The sequence below is a fragment of the Microcoleus sp. Z1_B2 genome (assembly GCF_036700325.1).
In the GTDB taxonomy this organism is placed as follows: domain Bacteria; phylum Cyanobacteriota; class Cyanobacteriia; order Cyanobacteriales; family Microcoleaceae; genus Microcoleus.
Window position 1 is genome coordinate 80,319 of record NZ_JAUBOQ010000004.1, and the last position, 21,569, is coordinate 101,887.

The 21,569-nt window shown below is 44.5% G+C and carries 19 protein-coding genes, 3 pseudogenes and 1 riboswitch; of the genes and pseudogenes, 13 read left to right on the plus strand and 9 right to left on the minus strand.

Annotated elements, in window-relative coordinates:
- The first annotated feature begins 70 nt into the window (after positions 1-70).
- Positions 71-213: riboswitch (cobalamin riboswitch) on the plus strand.
- Between the two features lie 18 nt (positions 214-231).
- Together QT984_RS03330 and QT984_RS03335 are read left to right on the plus strand one after the other, a co-directional pair.
- On the plus strand, positions 232-429 hold the full coding sequence (locus QT984_RS03330; protein WP_333151742.1) for a CbtB-domain containing protein: 198 nt from the start codon (positions 232-234) through the stop codon (positions 427-429).
- Between the two features lie 145 nt (positions 430-574).
- Positions 575-1,765 (plus strand): hypothetical protein, encoded by a 1,191-nt coding sequence (locus QT984_RS03335; RefSeq protein WP_333313392.1) that lies wholly within the window; start codon positions 575-577, stop codon positions 1,763-1,765.
- A gap of 69 nt (positions 1,766-1,834) precedes the next feature.
- Here QT984_RS03335 and QT984_RS03340 read toward each other — a convergent pair whose 3' ends face one another.
- The 3 genes and pseudogenes from QT984_RS03340 to QT984_RS03350 all read right to left on the minus strand — a co-directional run.
- A complete protein-coding gene (locus QT984_RS03340) occupies positions 1,835-2,755 on the minus strand; it encodes a vitamin K epoxide reductase family protein (protein ID WP_333313390.1) in 921 nt (306 codons plus the stop codon).
- Between the two features lie 55 nt (positions 2,756-2,810).
- Positions 2,811-3,458 carry a hypothetical protein gene (locus tag QT984_RS03345; protein WP_333313387.1) on the minus strand — a complete coding sequence of 216 codons (648 nt, stop codon included), beginning with the start codon at positions 3,456-3,458 and terminating at the stop codon, positions 2,811-2,813.
- 66 nt (positions 3,459-3,524) lie between these two features.
- Positions 3,525-4,682, minus strand: a pseudogene (locus QT984_RS03350) (heavy metal translocating P-type ATPase); the annotation flags it as partial.
- 59 nt (positions 4,683-4,741) lie between these two features.
- Here QT984_RS03350 and QT984_RS03355 point away from each other — a divergent pair.
- The gene (locus tag QT984_RS03355) at positions 4,742-5,854 is read left to right on the plus strand and encodes an IS630 family transposase (RefSeq protein ID WP_333373149.1); all 1,113 of its coding nucleotides are present in this window, start codon (positions 4,742-4,744) and stop codon (positions 5,852-5,854) included.
- 18 nt (positions 5,855-5,872) lie between these two features.
- Here the strand turns inward: QT984_RS03355 and QT984_RS03360 are convergent.
- The 5 genes and pseudogenes from QT984_RS03360 to QT984_RS03375 all read right to left on the minus strand — a co-directional run.
- Positions 5,873-6,694: pseudogene (locus tag QT984_RS03360) on the minus strand (HAD-IC family P-type ATPase); the annotation flags it as partial.
- Between the two features lie 360 nt (positions 6,695-7,054).
- Positions 7,055-7,156 (minus strand): transposase, encoded by a 102-nt coding sequence (locus QT984_RS29720; RefSeq protein ID WP_445242792.1) that lies wholly within the window; start codon positions 7,154-7,156, stop codon positions 7,055-7,057.
- A gap of 213 nt (positions 7,157-7,369) precedes the next feature.
- Positions 7,370-7,981: a cation transporter gene (locus QT984_RS03365; RefSeq protein WP_333373152.1), complete on the minus strand. Its 612-nt coding sequence runs from the start codon at positions 7,979-7,981 to the stop codon at positions 7,370-7,372.
- A gap of 25 nt (positions 7,982-8,006) precedes the next feature.
- Positions 8,007-8,351 (minus strand): metalloregulator ArsR/SmtB family transcription factor, encoded by a 345-nt coding sequence (locus QT984_RS03370; protein ID WP_333260972.1) that lies wholly within the window; start codon positions 8,349-8,351, stop codon positions 8,007-8,009.
- Positions 8,352-8,615: 264 nt separating this feature from the next.
- Entirely contained in the window at positions 8,616-8,738 is a 123-nt protein-coding gene (locus QT984_RS03375; RefSeq protein WP_333176545.1) for a hypothetical protein, read from the minus strand.
- 344 nt (positions 8,739-9,082) lie between these two features.
- Between QT984_RS03375 and QT984_RS03380 the strand changes: the two genes are divergently transcribed.
- The 8 genes and pseudogenes from QT984_RS03380 to QT984_RS03415 all read left to right on the plus strand — a co-directional run.
- Positions 9,083-9,799 (plus strand): DUF305 domain-containing protein, encoded by a 717-nt coding sequence (locus QT984_RS03380; protein ID WP_333176548.1) that lies wholly within the window; start codon positions 9,083-9,085, stop codon positions 9,797-9,799.
- 73 nt (positions 9,800-9,872) lie between these two features.
- Entirely contained in the window at positions 9,873-11,822 is a 1,950-nt protein-coding gene (locus QT984_RS03385; RefSeq protein ID WP_333260975.1) for an efflux RND transporter periplasmic adaptor subunit, read from the plus strand.
- A gap of 65 nt (positions 11,823-11,887) precedes the next feature.
- Positions 11,888-15,013 carry an efflux RND transporter permease subunit gene (locus QT984_RS03390; protein WP_333176553.1) on the plus strand — a complete coding sequence of 1,042 codons (3,126 nt, stop codon included), beginning with the start codon at positions 11,888-11,890 and terminating at the stop codon, positions 15,011-15,013.
- A 55-nt stretch (positions 15,014-15,068) separates the two neighbouring features.
- Entirely contained in the window at positions 15,069-15,545 is a 477-nt protein-coding gene (locus QT984_RS03395) for a DUF2808 domain-containing protein (protein WP_333176556.1), read from the plus strand.
- 101 nt (positions 15,546-15,646) lie between these two features.
- Positions 15,647-16,141 carry a hypothetical protein gene (locus tag QT984_RS03400; protein ID WP_333176559.1) on the plus strand — a complete coding sequence of 165 codons (495 nt, stop codon included), beginning with the start codon at positions 15,647-15,649 and terminating at the stop codon, positions 16,139-16,141.
- A 50-nt stretch (positions 16,142-16,191) separates the two neighbouring features.
- Complete coding sequence (locus QT984_RS03405) at positions 16,192-17,118, plus strand: cation diffusion facilitator family transporter (RefSeq protein WP_333176562.1); 927 nt, start codon at positions 16,192-16,194, stop codon at positions 17,116-17,118.
- A 246-nt stretch (positions 17,119-17,364) separates the two neighbouring features.
- Complete coding sequence (locus QT984_RS03410) at positions 17,365-17,829, plus strand: hypothetical protein (protein ID WP_333176565.1); 465 nt, start codon at positions 17,365-17,367, stop codon at positions 17,827-17,829.
- Positions 17,830-18,015: pseudogene (locus tag QT984_RS03415) on the plus strand (efflux RND transporter permease subunit); the annotation flags it as partial.
- Here the strand turns inward: QT984_RS03415 and QT984_RS03420 are convergent.
- Positions 18,016-18,462 (minus strand): heavy metal-responsive transcriptional regulator, encoded by a 447-nt coding sequence (locus QT984_RS03420; protein ID WP_333373160.1) that lies wholly within the window; start codon positions 18,460-18,462, stop codon positions 18,016-18,018.
- A gap of 636 nt (positions 18,463-19,098) precedes the next feature.
- Here QT984_RS03420 and QT984_RS03425 point away from each other — a divergent pair.
- Together QT984_RS03425 and QT984_RS03430 are read left to right on the plus strand one after the other, a co-directional pair.
- Complete coding sequence (locus tag QT984_RS03425; RefSeq protein ID WP_333142760.1) at positions 19,099-20,175, plus strand: cysteine synthase family protein; 1,077 nt, start codon at positions 19,099-19,101, stop codon at positions 20,173-20,175.
- 3 nt (positions 20,176-20,178) lie between these two features.
- Positions 20,179-21,486 (plus strand): hypothetical protein, encoded by a 1,308-nt coding sequence (locus QT984_RS03430; RefSeq protein ID WP_333142759.1) that lies wholly within the window; start codon positions 20,179-20,181, stop codon positions 21,484-21,486.
- Positions 21,487-21,569 lie beyond the last annotated feature (83 nt).

Here is a 21,569-nt window from a genome sequence, read left to right on the forward strand (position 1 = left end):
AGTAAGGAAGAACCTGTATTTTTTATCTAACACTCCAGGTAATGTGAATGCAGCAACAGAATGTGTGATATGCTCTGAATATCAAATCGGTTCTAGTGAGGAACAGCCACCAGAGGTAACGGGGAAAGTTCGGTGTAAGTCCGGCACTGTCCCGCAACTGTGAAGGAGACAAGTTCTCCAAGTCAGGATGCCCGCCGACACCCAAATTTACTTTATTCATCTGCGAGGTACATGATGACTACTCAATCTTCTTCTTCTTCGGTTTGGCAACAAACGGCACGGTTGACGCTTTCAACACCCGTGCAAGCGACGCTCTACATCTCCCTATGCGCTTTGACTGTCTGGACTGTTTACTTTACAACCTATCCCGCCGTCCATAACAAGGTACACTCTCTGCGCCACCACACTTTGATGGTTAGTTGTCACTAGACAAGATTGTTTTTATTTGAGATATTGCACTGCGATTCGTTTAATCTGTTGGGGCGGGTAAACCTGCGAGCTTTCTCAGAGTGCAGACAGGTTAAATACACCCGCCCCCACCCCGCGCGAGATTCCTTAAAAGTCCAGAATTAAAATGTCAAAATTAAAGTTTTCTGCGCTCATCAGTGCTGTCTGCATGATGAGTATCTTTTTCTATGGTTGGGTAGGGTTTTCGCAGTCTCCACAATCAACTGTGCGACTGACTTCTGAACCCCCAATCAGCCAGATTTTACCCTTTGAAGCCGAGGCAACTACACCTTTATCTCCAGTGTCGTTAAAGCTGCAAGCTTTAGATGCGGTGGGGATTCCCTTAGAGAATGCTCGAATTAGTTTGACAATTTTAACTCCGCCTAAAAATCATTGGTTTACCACCGATTTTCCGATCGTGGAGGGAACAAAGTTGCTGGATATAGAGGCTGTTGCAGCTAAAGGTGAGTTACAAATCCAGCAAATGCTGCCCATTAGGGGAAATTATCAATTGTTAGCAAAGGTGACTCCGATCGCAGAAAATGCTTTTACTCCTTTTGAGCAAGCTTTAACACTATCTGTCCCAGAAAACGGCGTGAAGTATCGCAATTTTGGGATTTTAGCTGTGATTTTGTTGGTTGTTGGGCTAGGTGGTGGCTTGGCGATTGGAGGAAAGCCCAAAATCCAAGCAGGAGAAATAGCGCCTGAAAGAGTGCGATTGCTGTTAAGTGGGGCGATAATAATTGCGATCGCTACCTTGTTATATGTTAATGTCAGTGCTGAAATTGCCCAGTCTGAGATGTCGATGCCAATGTCTCACATGACAGAATCTAAACCGACAGAAAAAACCAGCCCCATTGTGAAATCTCAGGGTTTACAGGTGCGACTTTCTGGAGATGTTAGTGCGACAGTTGGGAAAGCGGCTAATTTACAAGTTCAAGTCACCGATACCAAAACAAATCAGCCAGCCACAGATGTATTGTTCAATGTTAAAGTCACCCAACTCGAAAATGATTGGATTGCTTTTGCCTACAAAGGTGTTCCGGATGCAGCCGGAAAACTGGTATGGCAAGAGCAGTTTTTTGATGGCGCACCTCATCAAGTTGAAGTAGAAGTTTCTCCCCAACCAAATGCAGCCCGTCAGTTTTTACCATTCCAGGTTTCACAAACTATTGAAGTTGAGGGAGTCGCGCCTCCTCTTTCAGTGCGGTTGACTGTGTTGGCTTACTTGACAGGCATTGTAGTCGCGGGAATGGCGATCGGATTTGGATTGCAGCGCCATTTGCTTGGGCTGCGGCTGAGAGTAGGGCGCATTTAAACGGATTTCGGATAATTTAATTTAAGTGCGATCGACTATGATGAGGTCGATCGCCAGAAATCACTCTTGTCAACGTTCCTGATTTGAGAGCTTTTTAAATTCGCGAGAGCCCTGATAACCTGATAAATCAGCTAACTCCTGCAAAGATTTTTCCCCTTGGTAAAACTTACCATTAATTTCCCAAGTAGGAGTCCCCTTAATCTTGGCAGCTTCGCAAAGATCGCGGCGAGCATTTTTCCCTTGCGGATTGCACTCGATATAATTGATAATGCGAGCCGCTTCTTTGCCAAAACTTGCCTTCTGTGCTTGACAATGATCGCAGGTAAAAGAGCCGTACATTTTAGCTCCCACTCTTTTTAAATGTTGCGCTAAAGCAATTTCTGAAGTACCGGAAGATGTTGTAGTGTTGATGCTAGTCTCGTTAGCTGTACCCAGATTATTGACATCGGCATAAAGAGCCAGAGAGGAAATCAGCACTAACATAGACACCAGAATTCCGATAAAAAATAGTTGCCCGATATCATCCCATTCGCGACCGATTAATGCTAAGACAAACAAGCTAGTTGCAAACAAAGCAGACGCAATACAGTAAATACAAGCTGCTTTAATATCAACAGCCAGTACATACATCAGATAGCCGCTGAAAATCGTCATAGCTGTGCTACCAGCAAACAGAAATAGTCCCGTCCAAGACTCTAACTTAGAGCGGAGACTCTTCTGTTCTGCTGGATTAACAAGTAGGGGAGCTACGGCAAAAACTATCATGCTCAAGTAGCCCAAAAAACCGAACAAAGAAAGAGGCAAACCAAAGACATAGGCATAGGGACTCGAAAGCACGATATCGCAGCCTTCGATCGGACAAACTGCCGTTCCGTTGGATAACTTAACCACTGTTAGATAAGCAGTGATCGCAGCCCCTATCGAGGCAATTCCTGCCGTGAGCGGACGAGAATAGCGGTGAATCCAAGGCATGGAACGTTGACGACGCATAATATTTTTTCCTGTGCTGGATATTTCCCAAGACTAAATTGTATTACCAACCATTTTACACTTTGATGAAATAAGCCACAATTCCTAGAAGGATTAATACTGCTCCGGTTAATCCTTGTTCGTGAGCCTCGAAAAAATGCAGCTTTTCTTCTAAAGCATTAACTCCTTTCATTCCCAAGTCTACTAGCAAAACCATTCCCAAAACTGTCACCACTAAGTAGACCACAGAAACTACAAGTATGCCGCTCAAACCAATCGTTCCTGCTGAAAAAAAATAGGCTTCTATTTCGATGCAAGGCGAGAAAAACATTCCTGTTCCTAAAACAGCTAGGATTTGAAATTGCGATCGCTTGGTAGTTAAATTAACTGTTTCCGCGTGATGGTGGTGGTGCCTGCGAGAACTATCTAACTCTGCCAAAAGATAGATAATTCCTAAAACTAATAAAACTAAAGGCGCAATTATTTGAGCGGCCTCTACATAGGTAGCAGCGAACTTGTAACCAAATAAGCCGACGACAATTCCAATTAGGATAATGCTGAGGGTATGAGCAACTCCTGTAATTACTGTAGCCCGCAAAGTTTCGCTGCGAGACCAATTTTCAGTTTTACCAATCGCAATTAAAGGCATCCAGTGGTTGGGAATTAATGCGTGAATAATACTAAGAGCTAGACTTCCCAACAGAATTTTGAGCATACTTTCCATTTGCTTTCCTCTACAAATTGCTACAATGAGGGCGGAATTGCCCGCCCTCCTGGAGTTGTCAGCCGACTACTTTAAAACTCTAGTCGCATTAAAAATAGCTGCTAAAGCCACCCCAACATCAGCAAAAACTGCCTCCCACATAGTAGCTAACCCAAAAGCACCCAAAGCAATAAATATGCCTTTGACTAACATGGCAAAAATGATATTTTGCCAGACAATATTGTGAGTTTTCCTAGCAATTTGGATGGCTTCAGCCACTTTTGACGGTGCATCTGACATAATTACAACATCGGCAGTTTCGATCGCCGCATCGGAACCCAAACCCCCCATTGCTATGCCCACATCAGCTCTAGCAAGCACGGGTGCATCATTAATTCCGTCCCCCACAAAGATAATTTTATCGCCTTTTTTAGATTGGGAGATCAGTTTTTCGATCGCCTCTACTTTTCCTTCAGGTAATAACTCAGCTAAGTAGGAATCTAAACCGAGCTTTTTCGCAACACTCTCAGCTACAGCTTGATTATCTCCTGTGAGCATCACGATTCGATCGACACCGACTTTCTTGAGGTCGCGAATAGCCTGTACTGCGTCTTCCTTAAGCTCATCAGCAATTGAAATATAGCCAGCGTAGCGGTTGTCTACTGCTAAATGGACGACTGTACCTTCAGCATTGCAGACATCGTGAGTGATATTTTCTCGGTGCAGCAAACGGTCATTTCCCGCAAGCACAATTTGATTATTTAATTTTGCTCGGATGCCGTGTCCCGCTATTTCTTCGTAATCTTTCACCTCCGATGAATTTATCTTGCCGCCGTAAGCTTCCAGAATAGATTTCGCGACAGGGTGATTTGACTGAGATTCTACTTTAGCAGCTATTTCCATTAACTCTGTCTGGGAAAAACCATTATGAGGCACAATTTGTGCTACTTTAAAAACTCCTTTTGTCAAAGTTCCTGTTTTGTCCAAAACAACTGTCTTGACTGCTGTGAGGGTATCTAAAAAAGTTGAGCCTTTAACCAAAATACCGCGCTTCGCTGCACCGCCAATTCCCCCAAAGTATCCCAAAGGAATGCTAATCACCAATCCGCAAGGGCAGGAAATAACTAACAAGACTAGGGCGCGGTAAACCCACAATAATCTGTCTGCATTAGTTGCTCCTGAAATGAACAAAGGCGGAATTAAAGCTACTGCTAGCGATGCAAATACTACAAACGGCGTGTAGTAAGCTGTTGTACCTTTAAATAGGGTATAATAAAAATTAAGTTTAGTCAATCAATACAAAAATGCCAGCCCAAAACCATCTCAATCCCAAACAAATAGAGAAACTACAAAAAGCCTTAAGAGAGGAAGAAAAGGCAAATGTCAGAGAAAGAATTTTGATTTTATTATTGCTCAATGACGGAAAAACACAATCTCAAATTGCTGATTTTTTGGGTTGTTCAGTAAACAAAGTATCTTATTGGTGTATAAAGGGAGACCCCGACAATCTAGAAAGTCTAATAGATGAAAGGATGAAGGGTAATCACAAAAAAGCCACAGAGAAATATATAGAAATATTATTAGAAACCATAGAGAAAGACCCTCAAGAATTAGGATATGAATTTGGACGATGGACAGCGCAGAGATTAGCAACATACTTAGAGGAATCCACAGGAATAAAATTAAGTGGAGGACAAGTTCGGAGGATTTTAAAGAAAAAAAAGTATGTTTACATCTGGGCAAAGTATAGTTTGGAGTCAAAGAGAAATCCCGAAAAAAGAACAGCGTTTAAAATAAAGATATCCGAATATTTAAAAATAGAAAAAGAATCGCCAGAACGCTTACAGGTATGGTTTTGGGACGAGAGTGGATTTAGTTTAAGAGTCACCAGAAGAAAGAACTGGTGTAAAAAAGGCAGCAGAAAAAAGGTCAGAGGAGACCGAAGAAAAGGCAGAGTTAATGTAATGGGAGGAGTGAGAAATTCGGATAAAAAAAGGTGGGTAGAATTCCTCAAAAAAGGCAATTCATATAATTTTTATCAAGTGCTAAAACTTTTTTATGAAGAGCTAATCAATGAATGGGTATCAGCAGGTAATCAAGCCTCAGAATTTGCTGAAAAGGGAGCGAAAATAGTGATTGTTCTGGATAATGCTAGTTTTCATAAGAAAGAAGAGTACCTAAAAATAATTAAAACAGAAATGCCTAATCTTCATTTAGAATTCCTCCCCGAATACAGCCCAGACTATAACTTAATTGAATTAGTATGGCATTCGGCAAAAGAATATATTGCCAATCGACTTTTTACATCTATTGAAGAGCTAGAGTATTTATTGCACCGCCTCTTAAATGAAGGGCAATTAATAATTAAATGGGGTCGCAAAATCAAAAATAAGGGCAATGCTTGTATCACAGTTTAAATGTGCAACAGCTTAACTAGCAAATTTGGTGATGAATTTCTCAGTTTCAGCTTTTTTGCTTCTGGCATTTTCTACTAATTCCAGAATTCGGGATATTGAAGATTCACCGAAGAGTTTGGTAACTTTGACGGTGAGAACTCCTGTCTGGTTAATTGTTCCTGCTAAAACTGTTTCTCCAACTTTCACGGTTCGAGGTACTGATTCTCCAGTTAGTGCAGATGTGTCAATCTGAGAATTGCCGTCTATAATTTCACCGTCTAAGGGGATTTTTTCTCCCGGTTTGACAAGGATGATATCGCCGACAACTACGGTTTGTGGTGCAACTTTTTTGATGTCGCCATTTTGCTTGAGGTTGGCGCTGTCTGGGCGAATTTCTAAAAGCGATCGGATCGATTGACGCGATCGCCCAACGGCAAATTCTTGAAAAAGTTCTCCGATTTTGAAAAACAACATCACCCCGACTGCTTCAGGGAGTTTGTGAATAGCTACAGCCCCGAGTGTTGCTATAGTCATTAAGAAGTTTTCATCAAAAAATCGACCTCGTAGAATGTTGTGACCCGCACTGGTTAAAACATTCCATCCGCTTAAAAGATAGGCTGGGATGAAAACCAGATATTCACCTACAGAATAGGGCGTGTTGTGCAGTTTTTCTTCAAAAATTAAACCGCCAACAAATAGGACAACAACCGATATCACAGGAATCAATTCTTGCTTCAGGTTGAAGTCTCCTTGACCGCGGTTGTGGCTGTGGTCATGGTTATGATTCTCATGACTGAGATCGGGGCGATCGTCGTGACTGCAACTACAGCAGCCGGAATCCGATGCTTTTGGCTTGTTCATGATGTCTCCTAGGTTGAAAGAAATAATTAACTTATGAACACATATTCATACTATATCTCCAAAGCTCAAAATTTGGGAAATTATTGAGTTAAAAGTTGGGCTGCTAGTTAGTTCTAGTTAGCGGTCACAAGTTGCGATCGAGAGTAAGAATTATTATCGTTTTGCTCAGGTTAAGTAAAAATTATTGACTCATATTATTTGCTTGCCTGCGTCACATCCCATTGCTTGGTTTACCATTGCTGCGTTTTTGATGCTTTGACTATCCACGATGGCTTCAGACCGACTCACCACTCGGTTGTGGCTAACTCTAACCTAGGCTCTAAGTCGGTCATTTAGCCTCAGCAAAATTCCGTCTTTACGCTAGGTGCAGAAGTAGCGATGCACGCTCTGCCAAGGTGGGGAATTTCCAAATAAGTCACGCCAAGTACAGCCTTGGGTTAACAGGTAAAATATCGCATTCAGGACATTTCACACCTCAACCTTAGGATGACGATCCCTAGATGTTACAGGTGAAATAAAAGGTTCAATCAACTCCCATTGTTCCAGGGTTAAGTTGCTGGAGTACATTTTACTCATAGCTATCTTCGGTACTGTTTCTATGTCTCGGCGATGAAAAAACTAAAACGAAGCGAGAAACGTTCAAATCGTTGCTGCAAAACCTGTTAAGCGATATTACTACAGCCGTTGTTGCTTCATTCTGTCGCGTTGTGCATCCCGAATAATACTGATTCCACCCCAAACGACTAGGCTTGCGATTCCAAATCCAACAATTAAATCAGGAAAGCGAGAATTAAATAGAGTGACTAGGAAACCTGCGAAGATCACACTAAAATTTGCAATTACATCATTCTGCGTAAATATCCAACTTGCCCGCATATGTACCTCACCCTTACGATGCTTTGAGAGAAGGTACAAACCATAACTGTTAGCAATCAGGGCCAAAAAAGCCATTACCATCATCCATCCTGATTCGGGTGAACTTCCCCAAACAAACCGTCGAATCACATCGACGACAACCATCACAGCTAACGTGATCTGAAAAATACCACTTAGACTCGCTGCACGATTCTTGTGATGCGCCGATTTGCCAACTGCATACAGCGACATCGTGTAAACCGAAGCATCTGCAAACATATCTAATGAGTCTGCAACTAAGGCAGTTGAATCCGCTAAAACTCCTGCCACAATTCCGACGACAAACATTGTGCCATTGATAAGTAACAGAATTCGCAGCGTTTTACGCTCGGCTGCGTTCTTGGCTTCCATGTGACATCCACAGTCTGACATCGTGCGCCTCCTAATTAGCTTGTTGTTATTCGTCCTTTGAGCAGTTGTAGCGGGTACATTCATAAACTCCTTTTGCTACATCAGCCAGTAACTCTTCAACCATTTCCAAAATCTCAGCAACTCGTGCATCGGCGAGTTGATAGCTTGTGTACCGTCCTTGCTGCAGGGTGTTTACCAGACCGCAATCACGGAGACAGCCCAAGTGGTTTGAGGTGTTAGATTGCGATAGCCCGGTTGCTTCAACAATTTCACTCACAGTCATTGCACGCGATCGCAGCACGTCCAAAATCGCCAATCGGGATGGATCGGAAAACCCACGAAAGAGTTTTGCTTTCAAGCGAGTGGACTGGGATTGAGCAGAGACAATCATATGCTTAGTTCCAATACAAAGCTCTTTTGTATCATCATATCAGCAAATAATGATATGTAAACACCTGAAAGCTTATTTATACCCTCACCTGAGCAGCGTCGCCATTCCCACATCCGCTATTGCCCAAGCCGGAGCATCGTTAATCCCATCTCCCAGTATCGCTACAATTTTCCCTGGTGCTTGCAGTGTTTAGATTTGAGCTGCTTTTGGGTCTAGTCCAACTTCAGCAAAAACGCGCTGGATACCAGCAGAAGGGCGACCGACTCAACTCATGCCTTGGAGTTTGACTGTCAGATGATCCATATATGCACTCTGAAATTGGGAATGGGTAATATTCTGCCTTCTGTCTTCAACTGCCAACAGATGCGATCGCTTTCCTAACTTCATTTTCCGGTTTCACAGTTTGAATTGTCACCAACTTCGTCTTGAGATCGGCTTAAACAACGGCGGCTGAGTCAACTGCTTGGACTTCTCTAGTCCACTGGAGTGTCAAGGGGGATTGCGAAATTAATCAGGAATTATGGAAAAAGTGGTTTGACACCCTACCCATAGGGGTAAGGCGCGCACTGTGCACCCTACATAATTAGGTTGTGAGTCCTGTAAATCTTAAATTTGAGTTCGATCGACAGCACAGCAATAATTTTTTACAATTCCCAGTCGAAAATTTCATCCTAATTTCATTTATATGTGGAAAGCTGAAGATAAATAGTCGTTTTAAGCATATAAAATGTATGAAACCAATTTCATTAAAAACCGGCTTTGCAGGGCTGACATTGATCGCCACAGCCGCCCTAACCAGCGGAGTGCTCGCAGCTTGTTCAAAAGCTCCTACAAGCCAAACTCAAGCCCCAAACGTTACGGCTGCAACCGAAGTGAACAACAAGCCAGACGCGGCACAAGGTGGCATGGGTGGCATGAATCATGGCATGGATCACAATATGTCAATGGATTTAGGCCCGGCTGATGCCGAGTACGATTTGCGATTTATTGATGGCATGACACTGCACCATCAAGGTGCAGTAAACATGGCAAAAGAGGTACTAAATAAATCCAAACGCCCGGAAATGAAAAAAATAGCAAATGAGATGATTGCCGCTCAGAACCGCGAAATCAATCAAATGAAAGAGTGGCGAAAAGCTTGGTATGCCAAAGCCAGCAGTACGCCAATGGCTTATCACGCTCCAATGAGTCACACGATGGCAATGACTCCCGAACAAATGCAAAGCATGATGATGAGCATGGATTTAGGGGCCGCTGACGACCAATTTGACTTGCGATTTATCAATGCGATGATTCCCCACCACGAAGGAGCTTTAGTGATGGCCCAAGATGCTTTGAAGAAGTCGAAGCGGCCGGAAATAAACAAATTGTCCCAAGAGATTGTGACTTCGCAAAAGCAAGAAATCGAGCAAATGAAAGAGTGGCGGCAAGCTTGGTACAAACAGTAACACCATATTTCACCCGGATTTCATTTTTATCTGCAAAACTGATCTTTGAGTTCAGATTCTCCCCTACTCAATCATGCAATACTACCCCCGTGTCCGCTCCTCAGCACCGATTGTTCACTTTTCGGGAATACTCCTGACTCTTTTGTTATTCATCGAGTCCACCCCCGCTTTTGCCCACGCTGGCCACGGAGATGAATTTAAGCATAGCGACGAAGCAACTGAAACTCCTACTGCTATTTCTGTCGATGCTGAAACAGCAAAACGATTAGGTATTAAAGTCTCCCCTGCCGCTCGCCAGCGACTAGATATTGGCATCAAAACCACAGGACAAATTGAAACTTTACCCAACGAAAAAGTAGAAGTGACGGCTCCTGTTGCTGGGAAAGTAGTAGAGTTGCTAGTTAAGCCTGGGGACAAAGTATCAAAAGGTCAACCGGTTGCGGTTTTATCGAGTTCAGAATTAGGACAATTGCGGGTTGAATCTCTCTCGAAACGTGCTGAAGCTGAGGCAGATTTGCAGCAAGCACAAGGAGATCTAAAACTAGCACGAGAAAATTACGATCGCCAACTTCAAATATCCGCAGCAGAAATCGCCCAAGCCAAAACCCAATTGACGGCGGTAACTAAGCAGTACCAGCAAGAACAAGAATTAGTAAACAAGCGTTCAGTTGTGCAAGCCGCTCAAGAAAACTATCAGCGCCAAGTTGAAATAGCGCAAGCCGAAATAGCGCGGGCAGAAACTGAACTGACTGTGGCAAAAGAACAGTTCGAGCGCGACAAAGAATTAGTGGCATCAGGAGCGATCGCACGACGCACAATGCTGGAATCGCAAGCGCACTTCGCCGAAGCACAAGCCACTGTTGCTAAGGCAAAAAGCCGTCCTGAAGTTATCCAAGCCCAAACCGAAATTAAACAAGCCGAAGTAGACCTCCCAATGCGGGAATTGCGGGAATCTCAAGGCATGGTTGCAGAAGCAAAAGCTCAACTTACCAGAGCTCAGAGCCGCCGGGAAGTCCTAGAAGCCGAGAACCAACTCAAACGCGGCAAAACTGCCGTCCAAGTTGCTCAGTCGCGCATTCGTTTGGCTGACGCACCCTATCAAGCGCGGCTCCAACAATTAGGAACGGTTGCCAACGATCGAGGACTCGTTACCGTAGTTGCTCCGATTTCGGGGACGGTAGCCGATCGCGAAATCACTCCAGGAGAGTCAGTAAACGCTGAAAAACCGTTGATGAGTCTCTTAAATGACAGCCGCGTTTTTGCCACCGCCAATATCTACGAAAAAGACCTAAATAAAGTAAAACAGGGTCAGGTAGTCAGGGTAAAAGTCGCTAATTTACCCGATCGCATTTTCAATGGAAAAATCGCCTTCATTGGGTCATCCGTCGAAGGAGAAACGCGGGTTGTGCCGGTGAAAGCAGAAATAGATAATATTAACGGCGAATTAAAGCCAGGACTGTTTGCTGAGTTGGAGATTTTAACCGACAAAACTGCCACAAATATTTTAGCAATTCCGAGTGCAGCAATAGTGGAGGTTAGCGGGAAAAAAACCGTTTACGTCCAAAATGGCAATGCTTATCAAGCTGTTGAAATTGAACCCGGTCAAACTGCTGGAGATTTAGTTGAAGTTAAAACCGGTTTATTCGAGGGAGATTTGATAGTAACGCAGCGAGCACCTCAACTTTACGCCCAATCTTTACGGGGCGGCAGCGATAAACACTCAGAAGACGAGGAAAAGAAAGAGGCAACTCCAAAGGCAACAGAGGTTAATTTTAATAATTTACCCGTGTCTTTATGGTGGGCGGGAATAGGGGGAGGAATTGCGATCGCATCCCTAACTTTCACAGCAGGCGTGTTGTTGGGAAATCGGCGCAAATTGCCAGCATTAGCAGCGGATTCAGGAAACCATGCCGCAAATAATGGTTTTTCCGCCTCTGCATCGGCGTTAGACACTGAACTGGTGTTACACAATGACAACCATCACGTTAAAACTCAAGAGGAAGAAGTCAAGAGTTTGAAGTAAACAATTGCGTGGATATAGCAATTTAATGGCCAGAAGTATGTATCTATTAACTCAAAGCTAATAAAATGTTCAGCACTATTCTTAGATGGGTAATAAACCGCCGGTGGCTAGTCGTTGTCGCCACCATTATTGTTAGTCTTTGGACATTTTCTATCATCCCCCAAATGTCGCTCGATGTCTTCCCGCCTTTCGCACCGCCACAGGTAGAAATTCAGACGGAAGCACCGGGGCTCGCGCCGGAAGAAATCGAGTCTTTGGTAACACTGCCGATCGAAAGTGCGATTAACGGAACTCCTGGGGTAACAGCAGTGCGATCGGCTTCTGCTGTGGGCCTTTCTGCCGTTAAGGTAATTTTTGATTGGCAAACTGACATTTATCAAGCGCGCCAGTTGATAACAGAAAGGTTGCAGCTAGCGCAAAGCAAACTCCCGGCTGGGGTAGAAACACCGCAAATCTCTCCGACAACTTCACCTGTCGGTCTGGTGATTACCTATGCTTTTACCTCGGAAACTACTCCTTTGATGGAAGTGCGCCGTCTGGTTGACTGGCAAGTCACAAACCGCCTTTTAGGCGTGACTGGCGTTGCCCAAGTCGTGGCTTATGGCGGCGATCAGAAGCAATATCAAGTATTAGTAGAACCTGCCAAGTTAAAAGCTTTTAATGTGTCGTTGCAGCAAGTTGCCGAAGCGACAGCGGCTGCGAATGTTAACGCGCCAGGGGGGTATTTAATTACGCCGGATCGAGAAACTTTAATCCGGGGGGTGGGGCGGATTGAGTCTGTGGAAGATTTGCAGCAATCTGCGATCGCATCTCGGCAAGGAACAGTCGTCAGAATTGGTGATGTCGCTGATGTCAAGGTTGGTGCTGCTATCAAGCGGGGCGACGGCAGCTTTAACGGCAAAAAAGCTGTGATTGTGATGGTAAACAGACAGCCCGTTGCTGATACTCCAGCGGTAACGAAAGCGGTTGAGGCAGCAATGGCTGAGGTACAGGAAGCTCTACCAAAAGATATTAAAGTTACTGTGACTTTCCGACAGGAAGAATATATTAATTCTTCGGTGGAGAATGTGCGATCGGCTTTAGTTGAAGGCAGCATCATCGTCACCCTTATTCTTATCCCGTTTTTGATGAATTGGCGCACTCTGGCGGTGGTTTTGCTGGATTTCTTTCTGACTTGGCTGTTGGCGCTGCTGGCGATGTATTGGCTGGGGCTGGGATTAAATACGATGACTTTGGGGGGTTTGTCGGTGGCGATCGGCACTGCGATCGACGATGCGATCGTCTATGCGGAAAATACCTACCGCAATTTGAGAGAAAATAAGGCTTCTCTTCATCCTCGCCCGGTAATGGATGTGATTTTTGATGGCAGTCAGGAGGTGCGCGATTCGTTAATTGGAGCGACTGTTATTGGGATTGTGGTGTTTTCGCCAATTTTTACTTTACCCGGTATAGAAGGTCGAGTTTTTACGCCTATGGGGATTACTTATCTGATAGTTGTGGTGATTTCTAGTCTGGAATCGCTGTTAATATCTCCGGCCCTCTGCGCTATCTTGTTGCCTACTAAACGCATGAGATCCGAGGAACCTTGGCTGCCGAGATTTTGCAAGCGCACCTATCTTTTTTTTGTAGAATTGTCAATGCGCTATTCGTGGATTATTTTAGCTTTTGCTGCTGCTAGCATGGTGGCTGCATTAATTATTTTGCCTTCGTTTGGACGGGTGTTTTTGCCTGAGTTTCAGGAGCAAACTTTGGTGAATACTATTCAGCTTTATCCGGGGGTGTCTTTGGAGACAACAGATAGCGCAGCTTTTGCTATTGAAGATGCACTTAAGAATGATAGCAGGTTTGAATACGTGCAAGTGCGATCGGGCAGAGCTCCGGGAGATGCGGATGCTGCGGGAGTCAATTTAGCTCACATTGATATCGGTTTGAGCGAGGAGGGCATGAAAAATAGACCGAAAACTTTGGAGGCGCTGCGGCAGGAATTTGCTAAATTGCCGGGAGTTGCACCAAATATCGGCGGTTTTATTTCTCACCGGATGGATGAGGTTTTATCTGGTGTCAGAAGTCAGATTGCTGTCAAAATCTTTGGCCCGGATTTGGATCAGCTTCGCAGCCTCGGGGCAAAAGTTGAAGAGCAAATGAAAACAGTTGAGGGAATTGTGGATTTGCAACTCGAACCGCAGGTGCCCGTGCAACAAATTCAAATTAAGTTTAACCGCCAAGCAGCGGGTAGATACGGTTTGAAAATCGGAGAGCTTTCTGAAATAATTGAGACAGCTTTAAACGGCAAAGTTGTTTCTCAAGTTTTAGAAGTTCAGCAAACTTTTGATTTAGTTGTTTGGTTGCAGCCTGAAGCCCGAAATAACTTAGAAACTATTCAGAATTTGTTGGTTGATACTCCAAGCGGTAATAAAATTCCCCTCGCCCAAGTTGCTACTGTCAAATACGGTACTGGCCCCAATACGATTAACCGCGAGAATGTTTCTCGCTTGATTGTGGCGGCCGCTAATGCTAAAGGTAGGGATTTGCGATCGGTTGTGAATGAAATTCAAGCTAAAGTCAAACAAGAGGTGGAGTTGCCTTTTGGCTATTTTATCCAGTACGGCGGTCAATTTGAAGCCGAGCAAAGAGCTTCGCAAAATATTATGATATTTAGTGCGATCTCTTTTCTTGTAATTACAGTATTGATGTACTTGTCCGTCAAGTCAATTCCTTCAACTGCGATGATTATGATTAATTTACCCCTCGGATTAGTGGGAGGAGTAATCGCGGTAGCTTTAACTGGTGGCATCATCTCTGTAGCTTCCCTGGTTGGCTTTGTTACATTATTTGGCGTTGCCACCCGCAACGGCTTGCTTTTAGTAGACAACTACAACACTAAATTTGCCGAGGGAATGCCTTTTAAGGAAGCAATTATTAAAGGATCGATGGAACGGCTCAATGCTATTTTGATGACCGCTTCAACTTCAGCTTTAGGTTTAGCACCTTTAGCATTAGAAGGCGGCGCGGGAAAAGAAATCCTGCAACCGTTGTCAGTAGTAGTTTTAGGCGGATTGTTTACTTCTACAGCATTAACGCTTCTGGTGTTACCCGCGTTGTACGCCAAGTTTGGTAGATTCTTAGTGCCTAAACAAACACCGCCAGTTTCTGACAACGGAAAGGTAGTTCAAGCTGTTTTTGAAAAGTGATTTTCGCGGTATATTGCTCCGATTTTCTTATTCGTTTAGGTTCCAAAAAAATAATGTGAAGAAAATACTAATTAATGCGGTTGCATTGACTCTGGTTAGTACAGTTTTAATGGCTCCTAGCTATGCAAGTTTCGAGACAGATGAGAGTAGGCTTTCCAATGTAGACGGAGACGTGTACTCTTCCCCTACTCGCTGGCGGCTTGTCAAACAAACTTTCGTATTACACTTTCCTGAAAACAGCAACCCTGTTACCCAGATAATTATTGCCATTCCACCCACTGTCGGTGTGAGTAATGATATTGAGGTGCTGGAACACAAGGGTGGGAAAATTAGCATCAATGTTTCTGTCAATGGCAGAAACATTATATTAGACTTCGTGGAACCCGTCGCTCCTGGCAGCAGGATTGATATTAATTTCAACAAAGTTAAACAACCCATTCTCGATTCTACTTCTGTGTACCGATTTTCAGCTAAAGTCATTGGTAGTGATACAGAGATTCCCATAGGTGTAGCTGAGTTTCGCACAGATTAATTAATCTAAAGATTGCCATTAATTCTTAGGGGAGTATGCAAGATAAAGATGATGTAAAATTTGTTAGAATTACTAATCATTGAATGCAACGAGTAAAGCACATGAATTTATTCAAATCAGGCTTGATTGTTCTAGGAAGTGTGGGTCTGTTTTTCTTGGGAGCTTGTGGGAACAGCAACCAAGCCGCCAATTCCGATGCTAGTTCTACTGGTGCACAGCCTGCCGAGTCCGCGTCGTCCGATGGAGCAGCAAAAAAAGAACCCTCTACCCATGCCGGCGCGTCTCACAAAGGCGCTCAAGTTGTCGAGTCAGATCCCTATCACTTAGAGTTTGTCTCTGAGAAAGAAGATAATGGAACTCGTTTAGATTTCCATCTTCTAAAAGAAGACAATAACGAAGAAATCTCTAATGCTAAAGTAACGGCTCAAATTCAGCTACCTGATGGTAGTCAAAAGACACTTCCCATGACCTATGGAGCTCAAGAAAAAAGCTACACGGCTTTGCTTCCTGGAAAGGCAGCGGGTCAGTATCAGGTGAAAATTACTTCGGATATTGGCGGGAAAAAAGTAGACGGTCGCTTTAGTTTTAATCAGTAAATTTTCCCTGTTGGGTAGGGCAAGAGAAACAAGCTTCAAGGGTAGCGATCGTGTCTCACAATCACAGTCACGGAGGACACGGACACGACCACGGAGGTGGTAATTACAACCGTGCCTTTGCCATCAGCATCGCACTCAACACGGGGTTTGTCATCATTGAGCCAGTTTATGGCATTCTTGCCAATTCCCTTGCCCTACTTGCCGATGCAGGTCACAATTTGAGTGATGTTTTAGGTCTGCTACTGGCTTGGGGAGCAACCATCCTGGCCCGTCGGCGACCTACAGCACGCCGCACCTATGGGCTGCGTCGTTCTTCCATTTTGGCGGCTCTGTTGAACGCTATTTTTCTGCTGGTAGCTTCAGGGGCGATCGCTTGGGAAGCTATTCAACGCTTTTCAGAACCCAGCTCAGTATCAGGCGGTACAATTATTGGCGTTGCAGCCGTAGGCAGCGCTATTAATACGGGAAGTGCCTTAATGTTTATGGCCGATCGTCATAATGACTTGAACATCAGAGGCGCGTTCCTCCACCTGATTGCTGATGCAGCAGTATCTTTGGGTGCGGTGCTGGCTGGCATCGCTATTGTGGCAACTGGCTGGCTTTGGTTTGACCCTATTATGAGCTTGATTATTGTTGTTGTTATTGTGTTAGGGACTTGGCAATTGTTCCAAGAATCCCTCAACTTAATAACAGATGCCGTACCAGCAAGCATTGAACCCCTTGCAGTCCGCACTTATTTAGCTGGACTCCCTGGCGTAACTGGTGTTCACGACCTTCATATTTGGGCAATGAGTACAACTGAGACAGCCCTCACAGCTCACTTGGTAATGCCTACAGCTTATACTGGTGATGCTTTTTTAGTGCAGATAAATCGAGAGCTGCACGACCTTTTTGGTATTGAGCATACTACGCTCCAAGTAGAAACAGGCGATCCGAGTTATCCTTGCCCTCTCGCTCAAGAAAATGTTGTGTTGTGAGTATAAAAAATATCTTGATACACACTATTCTTGATCCTATCCCATCGCACCCTCGGCAGTAGCAACTTACCACCACAGGAATGAATATTTTCTTTTGAAAATCTGATTTCTGGATAAATGTGCTTGAACGGTCAAAAATTTCATCCTGATTTCATCTCAATATGTCAATTTAGATAATAACAGAGTCGTTTACTAAGGATTCTGAGGCTTGATTAACGAGATCGGTTGTCATACAGGAGTAAAATAATGAAAAGGCTAATCTGTTCGGCTGTAGCTTTAGCTCTCACAGTTCCGATTGCTGCTGACTATGCCGGTGCCAGCATAGGATCTAGTCCTCATATTGATGGAGCTGTACAATTTCCTCAAACTCGGTCGAGGATTGTTCGGCATACGATTAGGTTGCACATTCCTCAAGGCCGTAGCCCTCTTTCTCATCTGATTATTGATGTTCCAAAGGGGTTAATAGTCAGCAACAATATCACTTTAACAGACGATGTGAAAGGAAAAATTAATGCTGATTTTTCTATTTTAGACAACCAAATTGTAGTGAAAATCTCTCAACCAGTTGCGTCAGAAGCGAAGCTTAAACTTGTTTTAAACGATGTAAGAATAAGAGGTGTTTCTAACGTTTGGCTATACCGAATTTCTACTAAATTTGTTGGCGTTAATAGAGAAATTCCTATTGGTGTAGCTCAATTTCGTGTCTATTGAGGCGCGGGAAAGGAAATTTTGCAACCTTTGTCAGTAGTAGTTTTAGGAGGATTGTTTACTTCTACTGCCTTGACTCTGTTAGTTTTGCCAGCTTTGTATGCTAAATTTGGGAAAATTTTACGACCTCAACAACCTCAGCCAGTTATTGAAGACGGGAAGGTAGTTAAAGCTGAAATAGCGAACTGATCAACCCTCCTTCATTCCCTCAATCAAAGTGCAAAGTTCCTCGCTATCGGGATTGTCTGAAGTTCGATTTGTCCAAAGTTTTTTATAAGCTTCCAACTCAGCTTTGAACGCACTCATGCGCTGAATTTCCTCCTCAAAGAAATCTATTTTGCGACTTAATAAGTCTTGCACTAGCGGACAAGCTGTTATTCCTTGACGGCGAGAGGCCAAAATTTGCTGAATTTCTTGAAGAGAAAAGTTGAGTCTTTGAGCTTTCTTGATAAATTGCACTTGTCTGGCAGCATCGGCTGTGTAGTAACGATAACCGCTACTGTTGCGTAAGGCAGGTTCCAGTAACCCTAGGCTTTCATAGTATCGCAGGGTGCCTACAGTAACACCAGTTTGCTTTGCTAGTTTTCCTATTTTTAGTAGGTGCTGTTCTAGGCATTCTGTTTCAAATTTTGTCATAGCAGTTCTAGGTAAATTGGAACCCTATCATTATAGCGATAGCCAGTTTCACTTTTTTGTGCTGTTTATACTTACCCAATTTGGGCGGATAAAATATTTTATTTTGTCCATAATTCTAGTGACTCAAAAAGCAGCAGTAACTCTGTTTTGAGTTACTGCTGCTGTCGGATATTCTCTTGCTTATCCCTGAAATATAAAAACCACTTATACCTGCGCTCTTTCCTATAATTTTTTAAATCAATGAACCTGACTTATTTCACCCCAATTTCATTCTGGCGTTGCAAGCTTGTAATTAGGCAAAGATGCCCTCTGGCTAATTGATGAGCATAATCTCGCGCTCAAATGCTGAAATTTCTCGCAGGCAAGGAAGATAGATGACCATGACTAACTACCGTGTATTTTGAAGGATCTAATTTTCCACCTATAGCGCTTTTGTCTCTACTCAGAAGCTATACATGGGAATTTAGAAATTAGATGCGTTTACCCTGATTGTGGCGTTGCAAGCTTGTAATTAGGCAAAGAGGGCTTCTGGCTTATTGATAAGCATGATCTCGCGCTCGGATACTAAAGTTTTCCGCAGGCAAGCAAGATAGATGACCAGGACTAACTACCGTGTATTTTGAAGGATCTAAATCAATGATTCAACTTCTACAAACAGCGCTGAAATCATCCCTAGCTGGCGATATCACCCAGGCAATTGGAAAGGTTCCCATTGTTCGTCTCAATCGCGTGAGCGAACTCTGTCAGCATCACGAATTTTATCTCAAATTAGAATCCTGTAATCCCGGTGGCAGCATTAAAGAGAAAAATGCTGTATGTCTGGTTCAACACGCAGAACGTACCAGGTTACTCGCCCCCGGCGGCACAATTGTTGAATCTAGTTCGGGTAATTTCGGCATTGGTTTAGCAATGATTGGTGCAGCGCGAGGCTATCGCGTGATGATTGTCATCGATGGTAAAACACCGCCCCCGATTCGGCGAATGCTGGCTGCCTATGGAGCAGAATTGGTAGATGTCCCCCTGAGTGCGGCAGATGCCAATGGATCGATGCAAGTTGCGAGGATGAAAAAAGCCAAAGAACTCGCCGAAACCATTCCTGGTGCCTGGTATCCTTGCCAGCACCGCAATCCCGAAAACCCAACTGCCCACGAGCAATTTACTGCTCGCGAAATCGAACAGGCTTTTCCCGTAGCACCAGATGTTATCGTTATTGGCGTTAGTACGGCGGGACAATTGGCGGGAATTAGCCGATATTTTAAACAGCGTCATCCCCAAACTCGAATTGTCGGCGTAGATGTGGCAGGTTCGGCTATTTTTGGCACGCCGTCTCACCCCTATAAAATGACAGGATTGGGGTTATCTTTTGTACCGCCCAATTTTGATCCAATGGCACTGGATGCAGCGTATTCTGTGAACGATCGCATTGCCTTTTCTGTTTGTCATGCCCTGGCACGTCGAGAAGGCTTGTTGTTAGGAGCATCCACAGGCGCTATCGTTGCCGCTGCCCTAGCTTACAGCCAGCAGCATCGCCATTCTCAACGCATGGTACTGTTGAACCCGGATCGGGGCGATCGCTATCTCGAAACAGTCTACAATCCAGAATGGCTGTCCGAGCAAGGGATTGAAATCTTGGAACAAAAAGCCCTCACCGCTACAATTAACGCCCTTCAAAGCGTCCCTCTTACCCTCGTGCGACAGCAACAACCTGTATAAACAATGACCTTAAAGGCTTCTCCAAGTCCGTCTAAAATCGGTCTGCTAGATTTATGGCGGCAATTTATTCCCCTCTCCCTCAGCGATGTGGCAATGGCTTTTGGCGATCCGATGATGACGGCTGCCCTAGCTCATTTACCCGATGCACGGGTGAATTTGGCAGCCGTGGGCATTGCCAAAGCCCTCGCGGTCTTTTTTGAAAGTCCGATTATTATGATTCTGCACGCCTCGAATGCCCTTGCACCGAATGGGCGATCGCGTCGCGCCTTGTGGCGATTTACGCTTTTAGCAGGCGGCGGACTGAGTGCGTTACTGTTGCTGCTGACGCTGCCGTTTATTTTCGCCACGCTGGGGGGGACGCTGTTAGGAATTCCACCCCAATTGCGGCAGACGGTGCAGACTGTGTTGACGTTAATGTTTCTCTGGCCTTTGGCGATCGCGTGGCGGCGTTATTTTCAAGGATTGCTCATCCACACAGGTCATTCTCAGGCGGTTGCCAAAGCTAGCATGGTTCGTTTGTTAATTGTAGCCCTAACGTTATGGGGCGGATTTGTGTTGAAAATGTCAGGCGCAGTGCTGGCGGGGACTGCTTTGATCGCGGGGGTTCTCTCAGAGGCGCTGGTTGTAACCATTGCGGCGCACCGGCTAGGAGCCACTCGTCTGCCTCGACCCATTGATTCTGAGTTAAAGCTACCCACCAATCTCAAAAGTGTGTGGAATTTCTACTGGCCTTTAGGCTCTTCAATGTTAGTAGTCTGGGGTGGACGTGCTGTCCTGGTGGGAATTATTGCCCGCGCCCAAGACGCTAATATTGCATTGGCGGCTTGGCCTGCGGCTTGGGGATTGGTTTTGGTGATTGCCAATGCGACTCGCATGGTGCAACAGGTGATTATCAAAAATCGAGATCGAGTGAGCGATCGCCAATTAATTGCATTTGCTCTCAGTGTGGGTGGATTTTGTTCGCTACTGTTGTTTTTAGGTAGTACAACGCCATTTGGGTTGCAGGTTGTGCAAAGTTTTATCGGCAACGATGAAGCCCTGGTTGAGAGTATCCGTCCCGTATTGCTGTTGTGCGCGTTTGTACCCCTTCTGGTGGCGGTGCAAAATGCTACTCAAGGTTTTTTGGTCGGGGCAGGTCAAACCAAAGGTCTGAATTATGCAACTTGGATTGGCACGACTATATTGCTTTTAGTTGCGTTCGGTGCAGTTCAGCTTGGGGCATCGGGTGCAATTGCGGCTGCGAGCGCGATGATTATTTCTTTAACAATAGAAGTATCCTGTCTCGCGTTCAATTTACGCAAACAATTATAGCAACCGCCAAGGCTGCGCCGGACGCAAGGCGTAAGACATCCTCGATCGCATGGAGTAAACCATCAAAATTTTGAGAGATCGCT

Bases quoted from the DNA above. Each gene is read 5' to 3' on its own strand.
- QT984_RS03345 (WP_333313387.1), bottom strand. From the start codon at position 3,458: ATGGAAAGTATGCTCAAAATTCTGTTGGGAAGTCTAGCTCTTAGTATT.
- QT984_RS03430 (WP_333142759.1), top strand. From the start codon at position 20,179: ATGACCTTAAAGGCTTCTCCAAGTCCGTCTAAAATCGGTCTGCTAGAT.
- QT984_RS03385 (WP_333260975.1), top strand. From the start codon at position 9,873: ATGCAATACTACCCCCGTGTCCGCTCCTCAGCACCGATTGTTCACTTT.
- QT984_RS03375 (WP_333176545.1), bottom strand. From the start codon at position 8,738: ATGAAGTTAGGAAAGCGATCGCATCTGTTGGCAGTTGAAGACAGAAGG.
- QT984_RS03425 (WP_333142760.1), top strand. From the start codon at position 19,099: ATGATTCAACTTCTACAAACAGCGCTGAAATCATCCCTAGCTGGCGAT.
- QT984_RS03410 (WP_333176565.1), top strand. From the start codon at position 17,365: ATGAAAAGGCTAATCTGTTCGGCTGTAGCTTTAGCTCTCACAGTTCCG.
- QT984_RS03335 (WP_333313392.1), top strand. From the start codon at position 575: ATGTCAAAATTAAAGTTTTCTGCGCTCATCAGTGCTGTCTGCATGATG.
- QT984_RS03390 (WP_333176553.1), top strand. From the start codon at position 11,888: ATGTTCAGCACTATTCTTAGATGGGTAATAAACCGCCGGTGGCTAGTC.
- QT984_RS03340 (WP_333313390.1), bottom strand. From the start codon at position 2,755: ATGCGTCGTCAACGTTCCATGCCTTGGATTCACCGCTATTCTCGTCCG.
- QT984_RS03355 (WP_333373149.1), top strand. From the start codon at position 4,742: ATGCCAGCCCAAAACCATCTCAATCCCAAACAAATAGAGAAACTACAA.
- QT984_RS03365 (WP_333373152.1), bottom strand. From the start codon at position 7,981: ATGTCAGACTGTGGATGTCACATGGAAGCCAAGAACGCAGCCGAGCGT.
- QT984_RS03400 (WP_333176559.1), top strand. From the start codon at position 15,647: ATGAATTTATTCAAATCAGGCTTGATTGTTCTAGGAAGTGTGGGTCTG.
- QT984_RS03420 (WP_333373160.1), bottom strand. From the start codon at position 18,462: ATGACAAAATTTGAAACAGAATGCCTAGAACAGCACCTACTAAAAATA.
- QT984_RS03380 (WP_333176548.1), top strand. From the start codon at position 9,083: ATGAAACCAATTTCATTAAAAACCGGCTTTGCAGGGCTGACATTGATC.
- QT984_RS03330 (WP_333151742.1), top strand. From the start codon at position 232: ATGATGACTACTCAATCTTCTTCTTCTTCGGTTTGGCAACAAACGGCA.
- QT984_RS03370 (WP_333260972.1), bottom strand. From the start codon at position 8,351: ATGATTGTCTCTGCTCAATCCCAGTCCACTCGCTTGAAAGCAAAACTC.